19 protein-coding genes are annotated in these 17,804 nt (G+C 57.7%); 11 read left to right on the forward strand and 8 right to left on the reverse strand.

Annotated features, from left to right (window positions below):
- The first annotated feature begins 40 nt into the window (after positions 1–40).
- From V7730_RS04980 to V7730_RS04995, 4 genes are all read left to right on the forward strand, one after another.
- Complete coding sequence (locus V7730_RS04980; RefSeq protein WP_335746491.1) at positions 41–742, forward strand: glutathione S-transferase family protein; 702 nt, start codon at positions 41–43, stop codon at positions 740–742.
- Positions 742–2,115, forward strand: coding sequence for an L-serine ammonia-lyase (locus V7730_RS04985; RefSeq protein ID WP_335746492.1), 1,374 nt, complete (start codon positions 742–744; stop codon positions 2,113–2,115). The genes V7730_RS04980 and V7730_RS04985 overlap by 1 nt, the downstream gene beginning before the upstream one ends.
- A 101-nt stretch (positions 2,116–2,216) precedes the next feature.
- Positions 2,217–2,888 (forward strand): type 1 glutamine amidotransferase domain-containing protein, encoded by a 672-nt coding sequence (locus tag V7730_RS04990; protein ID WP_335746493.1) that lies wholly within the window; start codon positions 2,217–2,219, stop codon positions 2,886–2,888.
- A gap of 83 nt (positions 2,889–2,971) precedes the next feature.
- Positions 2,972–3,892, forward strand: coding sequence for a DMT family transporter (locus V7730_RS04995; RefSeq protein WP_335746494.1), 921 nt, complete (start codon positions 2,972–2,974; stop codon positions 3,890–3,892).
- Here the strand turns inward: V7730_RS04995 and V7730_RS05000 are convergent.
- Positions 3,801–4,520: a thiamine diphosphokinase gene (locus V7730_RS05000; RefSeq protein WP_335746495.1), complete on the reverse strand. Its 720-nt coding sequence runs from the start codon at positions 4,518–4,520 to the stop codon at positions 3,801–3,803. The genes V7730_RS04995 and V7730_RS05000 overlap by 92 nt on opposite strands.
- Before the next feature lie 138 nt (positions 4,521–4,658).
- Between V7730_RS05000 and V7730_RS05005 the strand changes: the two genes are divergently transcribed.
- Positions 4,659–6,890, forward strand: a complete 2,232-nt coding sequence (locus V7730_RS05005) for a hypothetical protein (protein ID WP_335746496.1) — start codon at positions 4,659–4,661, stop codon at positions 6,888–6,890.
- 781 nt (positions 6,891–7,671) lie between these two features.
- Positions 7,672–8,187 (forward strand): L,D-transpeptidase, encoded by a 516-nt coding sequence (locus V7730_RS05010; protein ID WP_335746497.1) that lies wholly within the window; start codon positions 7,672–7,674, stop codon positions 8,185–8,187.
- A 79-nt stretch (positions 8,188–8,266) separates the two neighbouring features.
- On the opposite strand, the gene V7730_RS05015 is transcribed toward V7730_RS05010, so the two are convergent.
- Positions 8,267–8,500 (reverse strand): DUF2842 domain-containing protein, encoded by a 234-nt coding sequence (locus V7730_RS05015; RefSeq protein WP_335746498.1) that lies wholly within the window; start codon positions 8,498–8,500, stop codon positions 8,267–8,269.
- A 71-nt stretch (positions 8,501–8,571) separates the two neighbouring features.
- The gene (locus tag V7730_RS05020) at positions 8,572–9,864 is read right to left on the reverse strand and encodes an adenylosuccinate synthase (RefSeq protein ID WP_335746499.1); all 1,293 of its coding nucleotides are present in this window, start codon (positions 9,862–9,864) and stop codon (positions 8,572–8,574) included.
- Between the two features lie 164 nt (positions 9,865–10,028).
- On the opposite strand from V7730_RS05020, the gene V7730_RS05025 reads away from it, so the two are divergent.
- Complete coding sequence (locus V7730_RS05025) at positions 10,029–10,424, forward strand: DUF6524 family protein (protein ID WP_335746500.1); 396 nt, start codon at positions 10,029–10,031, stop codon at positions 10,422–10,424.
- A gap of 32 nt (positions 10,425–10,456) precedes the next feature.
- Here V7730_RS05025 and V7730_RS05030 read toward each other — a convergent pair whose 3' ends face one another.
- Genes V7730_RS05030 through nthA form a run of 3 tightly spaced genes read right to left on the reverse strand, consistent with a single transcriptional unit; the run spans position 10,457 to position 12,074 of the window.
- Positions 10,457–10,786, reverse strand: coding sequence for a nitrile hydratase accessory protein (locus V7730_RS05030; RefSeq protein ID WP_335746501.1), 330 nt, complete (start codon positions 10,784–10,786; stop codon positions 10,457–10,459).
- On the reverse strand, positions 10,783–11,457 hold the full coding sequence (nthB, locus tag V7730_RS05035; protein WP_335746502.1) for a nitrile hydratase subunit beta: 675 nt from the start codon (positions 11,455–11,457) through the stop codon (positions 10,783–10,785). The genes V7730_RS05030 and nthB overlap by 4 nt, the downstream gene beginning before the upstream one ends.
- Entirely contained in the window at positions 11,454–12,074 is a 621-nt protein-coding gene (gene nthA, locus V7730_RS05040) for a nitrile hydratase subunit alpha (protein ID WP_335746568.1), read from the reverse strand. The genes nthB and nthA overlap by 4 nt, the downstream gene beginning before the upstream one ends.
- A gap of 135 nt (positions 12,075–12,209) precedes the next feature.
- Between nthA and secG the strand changes: the two genes are divergently transcribed.
- Complete coding sequence (gene secG / locus V7730_RS05045) at positions 12,210–12,569, forward strand: preprotein translocase subunit SecG (protein WP_335746503.1); 360 nt, start codon at positions 12,210–12,212, stop codon at positions 12,567–12,569.
- 195 nt (positions 12,570–12,764) lie between these two features.
- The gene (locus V7730_RS05050; protein WP_335746504.1) at positions 12,765–14,411 is read left to right on the forward strand and encodes a CTP synthase; all 1,647 of its coding nucleotides are present in this window, start codon (positions 12,765–12,767) and stop codon (positions 14,409–14,411) included.
- 29 nt (positions 14,412–14,440) lie between these two features.
- On the opposite strand, the gene V7730_RS05055 is transcribed toward V7730_RS05050, so the two are convergent.
- Positions 14,441–15,925, reverse strand: coding sequence for an inorganic phosphate transporter (locus V7730_RS05055; protein WP_335746505.1), 1,485 nt, complete (start codon positions 15,923–15,925; stop codon positions 14,441–14,443).
- A gap of 70 nt (positions 15,926–15,995) precedes the next feature.
- The gene (locus tag V7730_RS05060) at positions 15,996–16,469 is read right to left on the reverse strand and encodes an NUDIX hydrolase (protein WP_335746506.1); all 474 of its coding nucleotides are present in this window, start codon (positions 16,467–16,469) and stop codon (positions 15,996–15,998) included.
- A 184-nt stretch (positions 16,470–16,653) separates the two neighbouring features.
- On the opposite strand from V7730_RS05060, the gene V7730_RS05065 reads away from it, so the two are divergent.
- Both V7730_RS05065 and V7730_RS05070 read left to right on the forward strand, forming a co-directional pair.
- Complete coding sequence (locus V7730_RS05065) at positions 16,654–17,433, forward strand: 23S rRNA (adenine(2030)-N(6))-methyltransferase RlmJ (protein WP_335746507.1); 780 nt, start codon at positions 16,654–16,656, stop codon at positions 17,431–17,433.
- A gap of 30 nt (positions 17,434–17,463) precedes the next feature.
- Positions 17,464–17,760, forward strand: a complete 297-nt coding sequence (locus V7730_RS05070) for a DUF1330 domain-containing protein (RefSeq protein WP_335746508.1) — start codon at positions 17,464–17,466, stop codon at positions 17,758–17,760.
- The last annotated feature ends 44 nt before the right edge of the window (positions 17,761–17,804 follow it).

Genomic DNA, 17,804 nt, shown 5'->3' on the forward strand with positions numbered 1-17,804 from the left:
CAGGCGTGCGTATTTGTCGACGTGCAGGCAGATAGCTAGCATGACCTATGTTCTACATTACGCACCCGACAACGCCTCGCTGATCATCCGCCTTGCACTTGAGCATCGCGGACTTCCTTATCGCGCGCAGTTGGTTGATCGCGCCGCCCAAAGCCAGCGCGCACCGGCCTATCTGGCGCTGAACCCTAACGGGCTGATCCCAGTGCTTGAAACCCCGCGTGGGCCGATCTTCGAGACAGGCGCAATCCTGCTATGGTTGGGCGACACCCATGGCGGACTTGGGCCCGCACCTACGGACACAGCGCGGGGAGATTATCTCAAGTGGCTGTTCTACACGGCTAACACCCTCCATACTGCGCTGCGGATGATGTTCTACCCCGAGAAATACATCGGCACAGTTGAAGCACATCAAGAGGCATTGCGAACAGGTCTGCAGAACCAGATCATGTCCGCATTCGACCAGCTTGAGGCCATCGCGTTGCAGAGGCCAACATGGCTGGGGGCAGACGCGCCAACGGGATTGGACTTTTATATTGCAGCTTGCCTGCGCTGGTGCGCCCTATACCCTGTTGACGCGCCACGAAACTGGCTTGCGACAGGTCGCCTACCTGCCCTAATGCAGATGGCAGCGCATGTTGAAGGTTTACCCTGCATTGCCGCGCTGCAATCTGCCGAAGGGTTGGGGCCTACGCCCTTCACCTCACCTTCTTACGCTAACCCGCCTCATGGGAGTGCCACCTGATGTTTTTGTCTGTATTCGAGATGTTCAAAGTCGGGATTGGTCCCTCCTCCTCCCATACCATGGGTCCGATGGTTGCTGCGGCCCGGTTCCTTGACCAAATGCGGGCATCGCCCTTCCATTTCGCCGGCCTGCGGGCATCGCTTCACGGCAGCCTTGCGTTCACCGGCGTCGGGCACGCCACGGACCGCGCCACGATCCTTGGCCTCGCCGGTTTCACGCCAGAAAGCTACGATGCCGAGAAGGCCGAAGAGACGCTGAAAGGGGTCAATGAAACGCACACTATCCACGCGCCCGACCTGCCGCCCCTTAGCTTCAATCCGAAGAAGGATCTGGTGTTTGACTATGACACCACGCTTGATGGCCATGCCAACGGTATGATCCTGATGGCCACGGATGCGCAGGGCGATGTTACAATGCGGCAGGTCTATTACTCCATCGGCGGTGGCTTTGTGATGACCGAAGAGGAGCTTGCCGCAGGCAAGGACACCGACGAAGGCACGCCGGTCCCCTACCCCTTTAAATCCGCCGTCGAGATGCTTGAGATGGCCCGCGCCTCCGGCAAAACCATCGCCGCAATGAAGCGCGCCAACGAGGAAGCGCGCGGCGGGGCCGATAATTTACGCGCAGGCTCCAAGCGCCTTTGGCAGGTGATGACCAATTGCATCGATCGCGGACTGCAGACTGACGGCATCCTGCCTGGCGGCCTTAACGTCAAACGTCGCGCCAAAGGCATCCATCAAGCACTGTTGGCAGAGCGTGGCCTGAACCAATCCGCGCCGCACACCATCAACGACTGGATGAGCGTCTATGCCATGGCCGTGAACGAAGAAAACGCCGCAGGCGGCCAAGTGGTGACAGCCCCGACAAATGGTGCAGCCGGCGTAATGCCCGCGACGCTGCGCTACTACCTTGACCACGTCCCCGGCGCATCAGAGAGCCATATTGAAGACTTCCTGCTCACCGCCGCTGCCATTGGCGGTTTAGTGAAATTCAACGCCTCCATCTCTGGGGCCGAGGCAGGCTGTCAGGCGGAAGTCGGATCAGCCGCCGCAATGTCTGCGGCCGGACTGTGCGCTGTCATGGGCGGTACACCTGAACAGGTAGAGAACGCCGCAGAAATCGCTTTGGAGCATCATTTGGGCATGACATGCGACCCTGTGCGCGGCCTCGTCCAAGTCCCGTGCATCGAGCGTAACGGTCTCGGCGCGATCAAGGCCGTATCGGCTGCGTCTCTTGCTCTGCGCGGTGATGGCACCCATCTGGTGCCGCTTGACGCCTGCATCGAGACAATGCGCCAGACCGGTGCGGACATGAGCGTGAAGTACAAAGAAACGTCCTTAGGCGGCTTGGCCGTGAATGTTCCAAACTGCTGACCTTAGGTCACGTTCGAATAGTGGGAACGCGATGATGTCTCAGGCGTTGACTATGTGACTTGCGCGCATTTGGCGTGCCTGAACTGTTTAAGGATACCTACATGAAAATTCTGATGATCCTCACGTCGCATGACAAACTTGGCGACACCGGTGAAAAGACGGGCTTCTGGCTAGAAGAGTTCGCGGCCCCCTACTACGTCCTCAAGGATGCTGGCGCAGAAATCACCCTGGCTTCACCCAAGGGGGGGCAGCCGCCGCTTGATCCGAAAAGCGATACAGATGACGCACAGACCGAAGCCACCAAACGCTTCAAGTCTGACGATGACGCGCAGGCGGCGCTTGCATCAACGCACAAGCTGTCCGAGATCACCGGCGAAGGTTATGACGCCGTATTCTATCCGGGCGGTCATGGTCCTATGTGGGATCTGGCCGAAGATGCAGACAGCATCCGCCTGATCGAAAGCTTCGCCAACAAAGACCTGCCAATCGGCGCAGTCTGCCACGCACCGGCGATCTTCAAGCACACCAAATTGGGTGACAAGCCACTGGTGGCCGGCAAGCAGGTGACCGGTTTCACCAACAGCGAAGAAGAAGGCGTCGGCCTGACCGATGTGGTGCCGTTCCTTGTTGAGGACATGCTCAAGGCCAATGGCGGCGTCTATGTTCGTGGTGATGACTGGGCAAGCTTTGTGACTTCCGATGGCAAGCTGGTCACAGGCCAGAACCCTGCCTCTTCGGAAGAAGCCGCCAAGAAGTTGCTTGAACTCATCTAAAATCAATCGCCGGGGCGCATGTATGCCCCGGCGATTCATCACTCCCTCTTGTCAGCGCAAAGGTCTCGCCGTAGCCCTGTGGCATGAACAGAGACAGGCCAACCTTGGGAATACTGCTGATGCTAGGATTTTGCGTCCTTGCACCGCTTGGCGACGCTTGGGCAAAAGTGCTTGGCCCGTTCATCCCTTTGGGACAACTGGTGTTGGTGCGTTTTGCTGCACAAGCGGCATTGCTGATCCCGCTGGTCATACTTTCCGGTATGAAATGGCGTATGACGCTGCGCATTTTCCGCTTGGCGGTGTTGCGTACCGTTCTGCATATTTTCGGCATTGGCGGCATGTTCACCGCCTTAAAGTACCTTCCGCTTGCCGATGCCATCGCAATTGTCTTCGTCATGCCATTCATCATGCTGTTGCTAGGCCGCTTCGTGTTGGACGAGAAAGTTGGCGCACACAGGCTCGCGGCCTGTGGCGTTGGCTTTATCGGGACGCTTTTTGTGATCCAGCCTAATTTTCTTGCAGTCGGCTGGATTGCGCTGCTGCCGCTTGGCGTGGCGGTGATTTTTGCGTTTTTCATGCTCACCACCCGCCAGATCGCCAAAGAGGTAGACCCCGTTGCACTTCAGGCCGTCAGCGGCGTGATTGCTGTAGTGATCCTGTTGCCATTTGTGGCCCTTGGCATTCACCTTGAATTCGCCCCGTTGCAGATGGTCCGGCCAGAGGGCGCTGAGTGGAGCCTGCTTGTCGCGATCGGCATTCTGGGCACATTGGCACATTTGCTGATGACATGGTCGCTGCGCTTTGCGCCCAGCGCCACGCTTGCGCCCATGCAGTATCTCGAAATCCCTGTCGCTGCGGCTGTAGGGTTCTGGATATTCAATGAATGGCCCGACACACTGGCGGGCTTCGGCATTATGCTAACGGTTGCGGCGGGGGTGTATGTTGTCCTGCGCGAGCAGGCCAGCGCGCGCCGCCTTGCACGAAATGTCCCACCAATTCCCTGAGATACTGGCGCGGCACGATCAGCAGCATGCCCGGCGCGTCAAGAGACACCGCCACTTCGCCCAAAGCCCTATTGGATGTGCCGATAAAGCGGGTCGGATCAAATGCCAGACCATCAATCGGCCACTCCAGCCCGCTGCTCTGGCCTGATACCTCCACCAGTGGAAACAATGAAACAGTATCACCCCGTTCCATTCCCAAAGATAGCTTCGGCGGCGCAAGCAGGATGACTTCCTCCGCTCCCAACAGAAGACAGGGGCGGTCAGCATGCACCAGAAGCGTGTGAAAGGCGGCCAATTGGTGATCCACGCGCCCTCCGCAAAAGCCGACACCTACCACCACAGGGGTATCTACATGACGAAGTGCCTTGTCGAAATCGGTAGATTGTTGTTCACTTATACGGTGCTGCTGTGCCTTGGGAACAAGGGCAAGCGCCTCTGGGGGGGCGCTGTCCATATCACCGATGACCGCATCAGGTAGCATGCCTGCCAATTGCGCGGTAACCAGCCCGCCATCAACGGCAACAAGTTTCGGCGCCAGGATTAAGGCCTCGGCAAGGTCTTCTGCGTTAGCATGCCCCCCACCTAGAAGTGTGATTGGATCGGAACTGTGAACAATGACTTGTGACATAGGGCTTTCATGCCGAAATTGGAAACCGACCACAATAACGCCACACAATGATACCGTGGCTTGCACAGTTTGGAGCCGCTTTGGTCTTGGACAACATGGTAAACATATCGGAACAACGACGCAGAGGACGAGCATCCGATGATCAATAATAACAAGATTCTTACAGTATCCTATGGCACTTTCTCGTGCACACTTGAAGGGTTCGATGATTCCTTTGGGACCATGAAGGCAATCGCAGAGTATTTTCGCGATCTTGCTGCGGATGACAGATACTTTGGGGCGGAACCACCACAACCTGACGCACAAATGCTGGCCCGCATCGCCCAACGCGAGATTTCGCGCCATGTAGAGGCCCGCGAGGACGAAGGTCGCATTGTACTGTCAGCCAAGGACACCGCACAGACAGCATCACTTGTTGCTTCTGATGTTGTGGATGACGTGGCCACAGCAGTGGCGGATGCGACTGTCGCCAAAGCCAAAATCGAAGACAGCACGCCTGCTGCTGAGACGCACGAAGCGAACGCCGTTGTTGCCGATGATATGCAAGACGACGCCATCAAAGATGCCGACGATGCGTATGACGAGGTAAATGAATTCTCCATCGAAGATGAAGATGACGTTGAAGATACTGCCGACGTATCTGATGAAACTTCTGAAGAAGCCGAAGACACGCCAGCCGAAACAATTGCAAAAGTAGACGAGCCCGACATCGTGCCCAGCCTGCCCAATGCAGAGGTCGAAGCTTTCTTCGCAGAGCGCGCAGAAGAGCAGGATTCGGTTGAGGAATTCGATGAGGCGGTGGACGAACCGACGCAAGAACGTGCCCGCGCCGACAGCATCGCTGACAAGCTAAAGCGGATTCGCGCAGTGGTCTCACAGCAGACTGATGCTCAAACTGCGCCTGACTATTCCGAAGACCAGCACGCCGATGCCCAGACGCTCAATGCGGCAATGGCTGAAATGCCCTCCGCAGAAGATTTCGCGGATGATGAGGACAGCGCCGATGTCTCCAATGACATGCTGGCCGACACACTGCGCGATCTCGAAGACGCACTGGATGCCGATGACGAGATGGACGAAGTGCAAGAGACTGCTGAAGACGCGTCTTTTGACGATACCGAAAACCAAGACGACGATATCACCGCAATTCTGAGTCGTTTGGACAGTGAAGCCGATTCCGCTGAGTTGACCGTTGGTGAAGCAGAGCCTAACGCTGATGCGTACGACGATGACGAGATGGACGGCAATATCCTTGCCGCTATGGACACTGTCGAAGCGGTTGACGATGTCGAAGAAGACAATCTGTTTGACGCCGAAGAGCCTGCACCGCAGGCCGAAGCCCCCAAGCCTGCCGCCCCTCGCGCCCGCGTGCTCAAGGTAAAACGCGCAACGCTTGAAGCGGCTATCAAGGCCGGCAAGCTGGAAGAATATGAAGACGAGGACGAAGACGAGGATGATGCTCCGGTGCAGGCCGCTTCGGAACCGCTGCGTAAGGCGCCTCTCGCCGATAGTTCATCGCTGAGCGATGAAGCGGAAGAAGAGCTTGCGCGTGAGTTGGCCGAGCTTGAAGCCGAAATGGCCGCAGACCATGACCAAGACTTCAGCGATGAAGTCGAGGACGCCGAACTGGACGACTTCGAAGATGAGCTGGAAGAACTGGCCGAAGAAGAAGCTCCTGCACCACGTGCCGAAATTCGCCGCAGTGCCGATGCAGATCTTTCGCGCCTGATGGAAGAGACAAAGCAACAGATGCAGGAGCCTGAAAGCGCTACGCGCCGCGATGCTTTTTCACATCTGCGTGCTGCTGTTGCCGCTAAAAAGGCCGATGAGGCCGTCGGCGGCTCACTAGATGAGACAGAAACCGATGAGGCGTACCGCGATGATCTGGCCAGCGTGGTCCGCCCGCGCCGTCCCGTCAGCGGTGAGGGTACCCGCACAGAGCGCCCGTCAGAGCAGCGCCCGGCACCGCTCAAACTGGTGGCAGAGCAGCGCATTGACGTCTCTGAGGTAAGAAAAGTTGCTCCCGTGCGTCCGCGCCGTGTTGCCGCAGTGGCGACAGGGCCTGTGGTGGAAACGGCAGACGCTACCAGCTTTACTGACTTTGCCAGCGAGATGGGTGCAGAATCACTGCCAGACTTGCTCGAAGCCGCAGCCGCATATCTGTCTTTCGTCGAAGGCCACGAGCAGTTCTCGCGCCCGCAGTTGATGATAAAAGTGCGTCAGGTAGAGCAAGACAACTTCACACGCGAAGACAGCCTGCGCTCATTCGGCAAGCTGCTGCGCGAAGGCAAAATCGAAAAACTTAAAGGTGGCCAGTTTCAGGCCTCGGAGCAGATCGGGTTCAAGCCGGATGCGCGCGCCGCAGGCTGATCTTTCACAAATCAGACATGGTATGAAGGCGGGCTCATCAGCCCACCTTTTTTATTGCGGACAGGCCATAGGAACAAATTCGTTGTCGGCAGCGGTGGCTTCCCCCCGTTCCCGTTCAATTCAACGTGAGCGTGATTGACCGGCGGTCCTTTTTTCACCCACCTCACACACATGCGAGTTCTGAAACCCTTTATAGTTGTTTTGCTTTTGGTCAGCATTCTGCCCTGGGGTGCCTATGCTGCGGCGTGGTCTGCTTCCACGCGCGTTTCCGATACACAATTTGCCGAAACGGTTTCGCGGGACGCTCTGACGGAACCAAGGGTAAATAGGGCGGCTGTGGGACACACAAAATTGTCCACAGTCAAAAGATGCCGCATTGCCACCTTGCCCGGAATTCGGTGCAGCACAGACCATGCATTGGTCCCTACGCAGCCTCAGCCACGATTCGAGGCTTCCCGTGGCGCCGCAATCGCGGAAGCAGTCTCCGCTTGGCGCGATCTGTCTCCCGCCCCGCCATGGTCACCTCCACGCTCTTTTTGATCGGAAAACCGGCGTTCCGCGCCATTCCCGTAAAGAAAGACAGGAGAGTCTTATGTTAAGCAAACGTAATTTTATCGCCATGGGCAGTTTGGCGGGCCTTGTAGCCTGTGGCCAGACAATTTCAGATCAACCAACCCGCGCCGCAATCGCACCCCAAGCGCCTATTTATCCGCCTTTGCCAGATTTCTATCGGGCAATTACGGACGAACAGTTCCCGATTCCCACCGTATAGGAGGGCCGCTTGGCGCCCGAGCTTTGGCGGCAGGAGGTAGACAACCCGTGGCCCGACCGGCCACACGGCACCATTATCATCGATCCGGATGCAGCCCTTCTCTATTTCATAGAAACGTCCGACCATGCGACACGCTACGGCGTGAGCGTGGGGGCCGCTGGCTTTGATTGGAATGGCACGGCACGGCTCCAGTTCTGGCGCAGCTGGCCGCGCTGGAATGTGCCGGATTCGATGGTTGCCCGCCGCCCCAAGCTTGAGCCCTACTCGGTTGCCAATGGAGGGATGGACGCTGGGCCGGGCAACCCCATGGGCGCGCGGGCGCTGTACCTGTTTCAGGACGGCGTCGATACGCTCTACCGCGTCCACGGTGACGCCTCGGCGCGCGAGTTGGGTAAGCCGGTATCTTCAGGGTGCATCAGAATGTTGAATCAAGATGTCATCCACTTGAATGATCGCGCAATCCACGGTGCAGCTGTGACCGTTCTTCCCTCGATCAAACCGTCCAGACTGACCCAGCTTTATTAAATTCGTTTGGACGACGACTGAATAGCAAAAAGGCGGGCCTGACGGTCCGCTTTTTTGCTATTTGCCTCTAAGGATGTGTTTAGACCAGCGGGTCTTGCGGTCCTTCAGGGTCTACCTGCCCGACCCCCTTAAACACCACCTTGAGCGGGAAGGCCCAGATCACGCCGGAGCCTACATAGATCGCCAGCTCCAACCAAAAGGGAGGTCGGTCAAACAAAGAAATCACCCAGATCATGGCGACGATGTAGACCGGCAATCCGATCAGCAGCACAAATAGTGACCAGCGGCGGCGGGCCTTATAGCTCAGAGCCATGAGATTTCCTCGGGTTTGGGGCAGAACGTTCCAACATCTGGCCCGCCCTGCCCCAATTTCAAATGCGACACTTAATCCGCAAAGGGATCGGTCACTAGAATCGTATCCTCACGCTCGGGTGAGGTGGACAACAGAGCCACCGGACAATCGATGAGTTCTTCCACGCGTCGCACATATTTGATTGCTTCCGCGGGCAGGTCAGCCCAGCTCCGCGCGCCCTCGGTGGATTGGGACCAACCGGGCATTTCCTCATAGATCGGGGTGCAGCGTGCCTGCTGGTCTGCGGCAGTGGGCAGATAGTCCAACCGCTTGCCGTCAAGCTCATAGGCCACGCAGATTTTCAGCGTCTCGAAGCCGTCGAGCACATCCAGCTTAGTGAAAGAAATACCATTCACGCCCGATGTCGCACATGTCTGGCGCACCAGAACAGCGTCGAACCAGCCACAGCGGCGCTTGCGGCCTGTTACGGTGCCAAACTCATGGCCCCGCTCGCCCAGACGCTGACCGTCTGCATCGTGCAGCTCGGCCGGAAACGGGCCTTCGCCTACACGGGTGGTATAGGCTTTCACAATGCCCAGCACAAAATCGATCGAACCGGGGCCAATGCCCGTGCCTGTCGCTGCCTGCCCTGCGATCACATTAGAGGACGTCACGAAGGGATAGGTGCCAAAGTCGATATCCAGCAAAGCACCTTGAGCGCCTTCAAACAGGATACGTTTGCCCGCACGGCGTTTATCGTTGAGGATTTTCCAAACTGGCGCAGCATATTCCAGCACAGAGGGCGCAATGGCGCGCAGATCGGCCAGCAGACGCGCGCGGTCAACAGGCTCCAGCCCAAGACCACGGCGCAGCGCATCGTGGTGCACCAGCGCGCGGTCGACGCGCAGCTCCAGCGTTGCATCATCCGCCAGATCCGCAACGCGGACCGAGCGGCGGCCGACTTTATCCTCATAGGCGGGGCCGATGCCGCGCCCCGTGGTGCCAATCTTGGCAACGGATGTTTGCTCTTCGCGTGCGCGATCCAGTTCACCGTGGATCGGCAGGATCAGCGGCGTGTTCTCGGCGATCATCAGTGTTTCGGGTGTGATGGTCACGCCCTGACTGCGCAGTTGCGCAATCTCTTTTTCAAGGTGCCAAGGGTCCAGCACCACACCGTTGCCGATGACAGACAGCTTCCCGCCACGCACGATGCCCGAAGGCAGCAAACTCAGCTTAAAGACCTCGCCGTCAATGACCAGCGTGTGGCCTGCGTTATGACCGCCCTGAAAGCGCGCGATCACATCGGCGCGCTCGGACAGCCAGTCCACGATCTTGCCTTTACCTTCGTCACCCCATTGGGCGCCTACGACAACAACATTGGCCATGATATTCCTCTCAAAGCAGCGGCAGACCAGTCATTTGTGCGGTCAAACCGGCACCCGTATAGCGGCGCGCGCGCGCGCATGGAACCGCAAACTGAAGCTCGGGCATAGACTTTTACGGCTGCGCCTTCGATATTGCACCCAAACGATACAAAGGACGACCCGATATGGGCTTTATTATGCGCTGGGTTTGCGCGTTTCTTCTGCTCGCAGCTACGTTTAACCCGACCGAATATAACTACGTTCAATGGGCCCGCAGTTATGGTAGCATGAACATCTCCATTGCAGTGCTGACGGGATTGGTCCTGCTGGTCGGCTTTATCATCTATCTGCGCGCCACCCTGCGCAGCATCGGCGGATTCGGCATGGTTCTTGTGCTCGCCGTGGTCGGCGCAGGTCTTTGGGTACTGTATGATCTGGGTGTGCTTCGAATGGATGATCCAAGTATGAATGTCTGGCTGGGCCTTGGCGCTCTCAGCTTCGTGCTCGCCATCGGGCTAAGCTGGAGCATTGCGCGCCGTGCGTTGTCAGGTCAGGAAGACGTGGATCATGTCGATGTCTGAATGCGGGACGGTGGGCGGGGCGGCTTGAGCCTTCACGGCTCAACAGCGCCATCTATCGTCACAGGCGCGCCGTGGGGCGTTGTCAGATACGCTCGCTCCCACGCGGCGCGTACGTCCTCCACAGAAGCAGGATCTGCCAGGGCGATCTCTTCAAGGAATGCCTCAAGTGTCTCCAACCAAGCGATAAAATAATCATCTCCGCCATTCAATTCTCGTGAAAGCCCGTGCTTGGCAAGGGTCGCAGCAAATCGTGCCGCCCAGTCCGGCCAATCGAACTTGCCCGTTTCGTTCAAATGCACTGTCAGCGCAAATAGCTGCGCGTGCCACGGCGCTTCGAACACTGGCTCAGGTGCGCTGCTCATGCCGCCGCCAAATAGCTTTGCCACAGATCCAACACGACCTCGTCGCGCGGATGCTCGGGGTGTTGCCACAGTTCGAAAGCAGGGAAGACCACGGCGTATAGCGGCTCGGGTGCCTCCCCCAATCCGTGCGCATTGCTGTCAGGCAAAACATGCGTGCCGTGATAGCGCAGGATGCGCCCTTGCACGCCCGCCGCATATGAGGGCAACCGCGTGTGACCGCCTTCAACCAATACGTTCTCTGCAATTCGCCGCGTGATGACCGCATCCCCGACTGCAAAGATCGGCGCCACGGCGCTGTCGCGGTCGGCAGGTCCGCCGCGGGCCAACACGCCCGCAACCTGATCTGCTGTCAGCTTTTTTAAGGCAAGATCACTAATCTCAGCCTCAGTCTTACCGGCGAGCTCGTCGCGCGACAGCACTCCACTATCCACCAACAAGGCCGCAAGACCGCCCATCCATTTCTCATAATAGCTGAACGCAGTGTAATCCTGCGGGCTTAGACACTCGCGCGCATGGCGCGAGACGTCGATATTCCATTTACCCAAAGAACCGGCAGCCAACGTCAGAGCAAGCGCGCGCGGATGCCAGTCCGCATGAAAAATGACATCTTCGGCTTCGGGAATCACCGCTCCATCCCCGAACCGTCCGCCCATGTCATGAACGCGGCTCATGACGGGGCCCCGGCCACTGCGGTTCCGATCATGCTGTCGCGCGACACGAGGTCCATCAAAGCCTCTTCGCCCCAGCCGTCAGTGTCCTCCGGCCTCATCGGCAACACCAAATAGCGCACCTCGGCCGTCGAATCCCAAACGCGAACAGCTGTATCCTCGGAAAGTGTCACGCCAAAATCAGCGAGAACGCGGCGCGGTTCACGCACAACGCGAGCGCGGTAAGCATCGGATTTGTACCAGCCGGGCGGGATGCCCAGCAAAGGCCAAGGGTAGCAACTGCACAGGGTACAGACGACCAGATTATGCGTCTCTGGCGTGTTTTCGACCACCACCATATGTTCGCCCTGTCGCCCGCAATATCCCAAATCTGACAGGGCCGCGGTGGCATCATCGCGCAGCGCTTGGGCAAAGTCGGGCTCGCGCCAAGCCTTCGCCACCACATGTGCGCCGTTGCGCGGGCCTATCTTGTTTTCATAGGTATCTATGATCTCATCAAGAGCGGCAGGATCAACCAGCCCCTTACGCGTGAGGATCGTCTCTAGCGCCTTGACCCGCAAGGCAGGTTCAGGTGGCAAGAGGGCGTGCGGGTGATCATGGTCATGGCTGTCATGGGGCATAAGCGGCAGATTGCCCTGCAACAATCGGCTTGTCTATGGCCTTGCGTGCACTTCACCGTGCATCCTCCCTTGCCCCCATAGCTAAACTTGCCTAGACACCCCCAAACCGACCCAGAAAAGAGCAGTCAGCATCCCATGGAAAATGTCGTCCTGATCATCCACCTTATCCTTGCGCTTGGCCTGATCGGCGTAGTGCTGTTGCAACGCTCAGAGGGCGGCGGCCTTGGCATTGGTGGCGGCGGCGGCAACTCCGGACGTCCTGCAGCAACGCCAATGAGCAAGCTCACATGGCTTCTGGGCGCCGCATTCGTTGTGACCTCGATCACGCTGACCATCGTATCGGCACAAAAATCCGCAGGGGTTTCCGTGCTGGACCGGCTAACAGCATCGCCTCCGGCATTGAACCAGAATGACGCACCAACGGCACCTGACCTTGATAACCTGCTGCCACCTTCCGAAGGTGACAACACGCCGCTGGTTCCAACAGTCGACTAATCGACTAAACTCAATACCTTGAGGCAATGCGACATTGCGCAACATCATGTTGCGGCCATCGCCTTGCCTTGCCCATCCGAATCCTGTTAGACTGAACTCCCGTGATGGTGCGCTTTTCGCACCGCTTTTGGGTGGCTTTTGACAGGCCCATCAGACGCAATTCAGACGCACAGACGCGCACGGGAGAGATTTCACATGGCACGCTATATTTTCATCACCGGCGGTGTGGTATCCTCGCTTGGCAAGGGCCTCGCCTCTGCCGCTCTTGGTGCTTTGTTGCAGGCACGCGGCTTTTCGGTACGCCTGCGCAAGCTTGACCCCTACCTCAACGTTGATCCCGGCACGATGAGCCCGTTTGAACATGGTGAGGTGTTCGTCACCGATGACGGCGCAGAGACCGATCTGGATTTGGGCCACTATGAGCGCTTCACCGGCGTTTCCGCACGCAAGACCGATTCCATCTCATCTGGTCGCGTCTATTCCACCGTGCTCGAGAAAGAACGCCGCGGCGACTATTTGGGTAAGACCATTCAGGTCATACCGCATGTCACCAACGAGATTAAAGAATTCCTGCATGTGGGCGACGACGAGGTCGACTTCATGCTTTGTGAGATTGGCGGCACAGTCGGCGACATCGAAGGTCTGCCCTTCTTCGAGGCCATCCGCCAGTTCTCTCACGACAAACCACGCGGCCAGTGTATCTTTATGCATCTCACGCTGCTGCCCTACCTTGCTGCTTCTGGTGAGCTGAAGACAAAACCCACGCAACACTCGGTCAAAGAACTTCAAAGCATCGGCATCGCGCCCGATATCCTTGTCTGTCGGTCCGAGCATCCGATTCCCGAAAAAGAGCGGGAGAAGATCGCGCTGTTCTGTAACGTGCGCAAGGATGCCGTTGTTGCGGCCTATGATCTGAAATCGATCTATGAGGCGCCGCTGGCCTATCACGCACAAGGGCTGGATCAGGCGGTTCTGGATGCATTTGATATTTCCCCTGCCCCGCGTCCTGATCTTACGGTCTGGCACGACGTTTACGATCGCATCCACAATCCCGAAGGTGAAGTGAAAGTCGCAATCGTCGGCAAATACACCCAGCTCGAAGACGCCTATAAATCCATCGCAGAAGCGTTGACCCACGGTGGCATGGCAAACCGTGTACGGGTCAAGGTCGAATGGGTAGACGCAGAGCTGTTTGAAAAATCCGACGATGCCGCATCGCATCTGGCCGGCTTCCACGCGATCCTTGTGCCTGGCGGCTTTGGCGAGCGTGGCACCGAAGGTAAAATCAAAGCGGCCCAATATGCGCGCGAGCATAAGGTACCCTATCTGGGCATTTGTCTGGGCATGCAGATGGCCGTGATCGAGGCCGCACGCAATGTGGCTGGGCTGTCGACAGCCGGTTCTGAAGAATTCGACCATGAAGCTGGCAAAAAGCGTTTCGAGCCTGTGGTCTACCACCTAAAGGAATGGGTGCAGGGCAACCACAAGGTCGAGCGGAAAGTCGGAGATGACAAGGGCGGCACCATGCGTCTGGGCGCCTATGACGCCACGCTCAAGGAAGGCTCCCGCGTTGCGGAGATCTACGGCACCACGTCGATCGACGAGCGCCACCGCCACCGCTATGAGGTCGACATGGCCTACCGCGAGCAGCTTGAAAAAGTGGGCCTAATCTTTTCGGGCATGTCCCCAGACGGCAAGCTGCCCGAGATTGTCGAATGGTCAGATCATCCGTGGTTCATCGGTGTGCAATTCCACCCCGAACTGAAGTCAAAGCCGTTCAAACCGCACCCGCTGTTCAAAGGCTTTATCAAAGCTGCCAAGGAAATGTCGCGGCTGGTTTAATCCAGCCACGCTACCACGTTAGCGGTGGGTCACCCCACCGCGAGAGTGATCAGAACAAAAATCAAAGCTGACAGTCCCGCAGCAGCTGGCACTGTAATCACCCAAGCAGCCAGAATGGTCATAAAGTGTGACCGGCGTACAAGCTTGCGGCGGCGCCGCTCTTCCGGTGCAAAGATCGGCCGATCGGGCATGGCCATACGCTGATGGCGAATCCGGCGCTCGGCGTCCCACTCACGGAAAAAGCCAACACCAAACACACCGCCCACGGCGATATGGGTAGAGCTAACCGGCAGGCCCAACCAGCTGGCAACAATCACCGTCAGAGCCGCCGAAAGTGCCACACAATAAGCGCGCATCGGGTTCAGCTTGGTGATCTGGCCGCCAACCATGCGGATCAGTTTAGGCCCGAACAGGAACAGGCCAAACGAGATACCGAACGCACCGATCACCATCACCCAGAACGGGATACTAACGGCACCGGTGAAGCTTTCGGATTGCGAGGCTTGCACGATTGCCGCAAGGGGCGCGACCGCATTTGCCACGTCATTGGCTCCGTGAGCAAAGCTCAGCAAAGCGGCAGAGACGACCAGCGGGATGCCGAACAGGATCTTGAGAGACTTGTTGCGGTTTTCCAACCCCTCGGACTGTTTGCGGATCACAGGGATCATCGCGATCCAGACCAGCACACCGGAAGCTGCCCCAATGATAAGCGCTGTCAGCATGTCGATCTTGATCAGCTGTTTAAGACCCTTGAGCGACAGATAGGCCGCAAAGGCTCCAGCCATTATACCTACCAAAATAGGCACCCATGTGCGAGCCGCCGCAATTTTGTCATCGCGGTAGATGATCCGCGATTTTATCAGCCACAAGAACATCGCGGCGATCAGACCGCCCAGCAAGGGCGAGATCACCCAGCTGGCAGCGATCCCCGCCATTGTTGGCCAGTTTACCGCTGCAAATCCGGCCGCGGCAATGCCTGCACCCATCACGCCACCCACAACCGAATGGGTGGTAGAAACCGGAGCCCCCACCCATGTGGCAAGGTTCACCCAAAGAGCTGCGGACAGCAGTGCTGCCATCATCGCCCAGATAAACACTGATGAAGTGCCCATACTTTCAGGTGCGATAATGCCCTTCGCAATGGTTGAAACAACATCCCCGCCTGCAATCAGCGCGCCCGCACTTTCAAACACCACAGCAATCGCGATGGCCCCGCCCATGGACAGCGCATTCGCCCCCACAGCCGGCCCCATGTTGTTGGCCACGTCATTGGCCCCGATGTTGAGCGCCATATACGCGCCCAGACAGGCAGCAATCACCACAATCATCAGATTGCTGGTTTGCTCAAAGAACAGCATCGCGCTGAGCCCTGCAATCAGGATGAAGACAAGCGCAATGCCCGGCCCCACCATGGGTCGCGAGACATAGCTCGTTGCGAGCTCAAGATTGGAATAGCGCGCCAGATCACGATCCAGCGTTTCAAGATGGCGTGGATCGCCTTGTTGTTGTGTCATGTTTGGTAGCCCCCGATTGGCCAAGAGCCTTACCGCCCAACCGGACCCAAAATCAACAAAACAATGCGGATTACGCGGAATTACCCATCCGGCTACGGAAAATAGATTGCAGTTCGGGTTCGTTCACCATCTCTGATGCGGCCTCTGCAGTGACCCATTTCCGTTTCCGTTCATGCGCTTCGGGGAACTCTTTGGCCAAATCTTCGACCGCGACCGAGAATACCAGCGTCTCCACTGGAATCTCTAAGCCCGACGGCTGCCGTTTTGCGTAGCAATACCGCCCGATGGGAGCACTGGACGCACGGCTATGGCGCACGCCTGCTTCTTCCCACGCTTCTTGCAAAGCTGTCTCATTCGACTTGAGACCCCGAATGGGCCAGCCTTTGGGGATGATCCAACGCCCTGTATCGCGGCTGGTGACCAGCAAATACTTGGTGTTCGCCCCCTCACCGCGATGGCACAGTGCTGCTACCTGCAATTTCTTTGGTCGCTGCAGTAAGGGGCCGGGAAATATGTTCCAGACCCTGCGAAGAGAGACATTCATGTCGTAAACCACTCAATCTTTTTTTCTTATTAGGATAAATCTACCATATCATTAAAGAAAGTTCAAATTTCCCTAACGCGGATCCAGCGGCGGACAGGTGCCGACGTCGTGTCGGGGATAAATGAGGACCTGCAGGCCCGAGTTTTGACATTGCATGCGCGGGCCTGTGCGATACACCGCTTCCATGCTCAGTTACCAACACATATATCATGCCGGAAATCTTGCGGACGTGCACAAGCACAGCCTGCTGGCCTGGATGCTGGCCTATCTCACGCGCAAGGATAAGCCGCTCACCTACATCGAGACGCACGCAGGTCGGGCGCTCTATGATCTTAGTGCTGAAGAATCGCTGAAAACCGGTGAGGCCGCAGCAGGGATCGCCCAAGTCCGCCGCTGGTTCGGAAAAGAGCATCCTTACGCGCAAGTTCTTGACCGTGTCGTGGCAGAGGACGGGCCCAATGCCTATCCCGGCTCGCCTCTCATCGCGGCGCATCTGTTAAGGCCCACGGACCAGATACATCTGGCAGAACTACACCCGCGCGAACATGCAGCGCTTGAACTTGCCATGTCGCCCACCGGCGCCAAAATTCACCTGCGCGACGGGTTCGAGACCGCCTTCGCCCTGTGCCCGCCGACCCCGCGACGCGGCATGATGCTGATTGATCCCAGCTACGAGATCAAAACAGACTACACTGACATCTTCCGCCACATCGCCAAGCTGCACCGCGCGTGGAACGTGGGCATCATCGCGCTGTGGTATCCGATCCTGACCAACCGCGCCCATGAGCCGATGCTGGACGCGCTGAGCGCACAGCACAAAGACGCGCTACGCCACGAGGTCCGCTTTGGGCCCGCGCGGCCTGGTCACGGTATGGTAGGCTCTGGAATGTTTGTGCTAAACCCGCCTTACGGGCTGGCGGAAGAGGCGAAAAGCCTATCCGCCCGCTATGCCAAATTGCGATAAAACGCGAAACCTGAAGGGGAGAGACGGACTATGGGGAAAAAAGGATACTGGATCGGGAACATGGATGTCCGCGACGCGGCAACCTATGAAAAATACCGCGCCGCAAATGCGAAACCCTTTGCAGATTATGGTGCGAAGTTTCTGGTGCGCGGCGGCACCCAGCAAATCCGGGAAGGCAACGCAAACTCTCGCACTGTCGTGATCGAATTTCCAAGCTATGCTGATGCAGTCGCCTGCTATGAAAGCCCCGGTTATCAGAATGCCAAAGACATCCGTATGGCTGTGGCAGACGGTAGCCTGATCATCATCGAAGGCTATGACGCCTAAATTGGCGCGGCGATGCGGACAAATTCCGCCCCCTCAATATTGAA

The organism is Sulfitobacter sp. (assembly GCF_036961165.1).
In the GTDB taxonomy this organism is placed as follows: domain Bacteria; phylum Pseudomonadota; class Alphaproteobacteria; order Rhodobacterales; family Rhodobacteraceae; genus Sulfitobacter.

Coding starts and splice junctions, on each gene's coding strand:
- V7730_RS05070 (WP_335746508.1), top strand. CDS start 17,464: ATGGGGAAAAAAGGATACTGGATCGGGAACATGGATGTCCGCGACGCG.
- V7730_RS05020 (WP_335746499.1), bottom strand. CDS start 9,864: ATGGCCAATGTTGTTGTCGTAGGCGCCCAATGGGGTGACGAAGGTAAA.
- nthB (WP_335746502.1), bottom strand. CDS start 11,457: ATGAGCCGCGTTCATGACATGGGCGGACGGTTCGGGGATGGAGCGGTG.
- V7730_RS05005 (WP_335746496.1), top strand. CDS start 4,659: ATGATCAATAATAACAAGATTCTTACAGTATCCTATGGCACTTTCTCG.
- V7730_RS05030 (WP_335746501.1), bottom strand. CDS start 10,786: ATGAGCAGCGCACCTGAGCCAGTGTTCGAAGCGCCGTGGCACGCGCAG.
- V7730_RS04980 (WP_335746491.1), top strand. CDS start 41: ATGACCTATGTTCTACATTACGCACCCGACAACGCCTCGCTGATCATC.
- secG (WP_335746503.1), top strand. CDS start 12,210: ATGGAAAATGTCGTCCTGATCATCCACCTTATCCTTGCGCTTGGCCTG.
- V7730_RS05050 (WP_335746504.1), top strand. CDS start 12,765: ATGGCACGCTATATTTTCATCACCGGCGGTGTGGTATCCTCGCTTGGC.
- V7730_RS04985 (WP_335746492.1), top strand. CDS start 742: ATGTTTTTGTCTGTATTCGAGATGTTCAAAGTCGGGATTGGTCCCTCC.
- V7730_RS05000 (WP_335746495.1), bottom strand. CDS start 4,520: ATGTCACAAGTCATTGTTCACAGTTCCGATCCAATCACACTTCTAGGT.
- V7730_RS04995 (WP_335746494.1), top strand. CDS start 2,972: ATGAACAGAGACAGGCCAACCTTGGGAATACTGCTGATGCTAGGATTT.
- V7730_RS05060 (WP_335746506.1), bottom strand. CDS start 16,469: ATGAATGTCTCTCTTCGCAGGGTCTGGAACATATTTCCCGGCCCCTTA.
- V7730_RS05055 (WP_335746505.1), bottom strand. CDS start 15,925: ATGACACAACAACAAGGCGATCCACGCCATCTTGAAACGCTGGATCGT.
- nthA (WP_335746568.1), bottom strand. CDS start 12,074: ATGCCCCATGACAGCCATGACCATGATCACCCGCACGCCCTCTTGCCA.
- V7730_RS05065 (WP_335746507.1), top strand. CDS start 16,654: ATGCTCAGTTACCAACACATATATCATGCCGGAAATCTTGCGGACGTG.
- V7730_RS05015 (WP_335746498.1), bottom strand. CDS start 8,500: ATGGCTCTGAGCTATAAGGCCCGCCGCCGCTGGTCACTATTTGTGCTG.
- V7730_RS04990 (WP_335746493.1), top strand. CDS start 2,217: ATGAAAATTCTGATGATCCTCACGTCGCATGACAAACTTGGCGACACC.
- V7730_RS05025 (WP_335746500.1), top strand. CDS start 10,029: ATGGGCTTTATTATGCGCTGGGTTTGCGCGTTTCTTCTGCTCGCAGCT.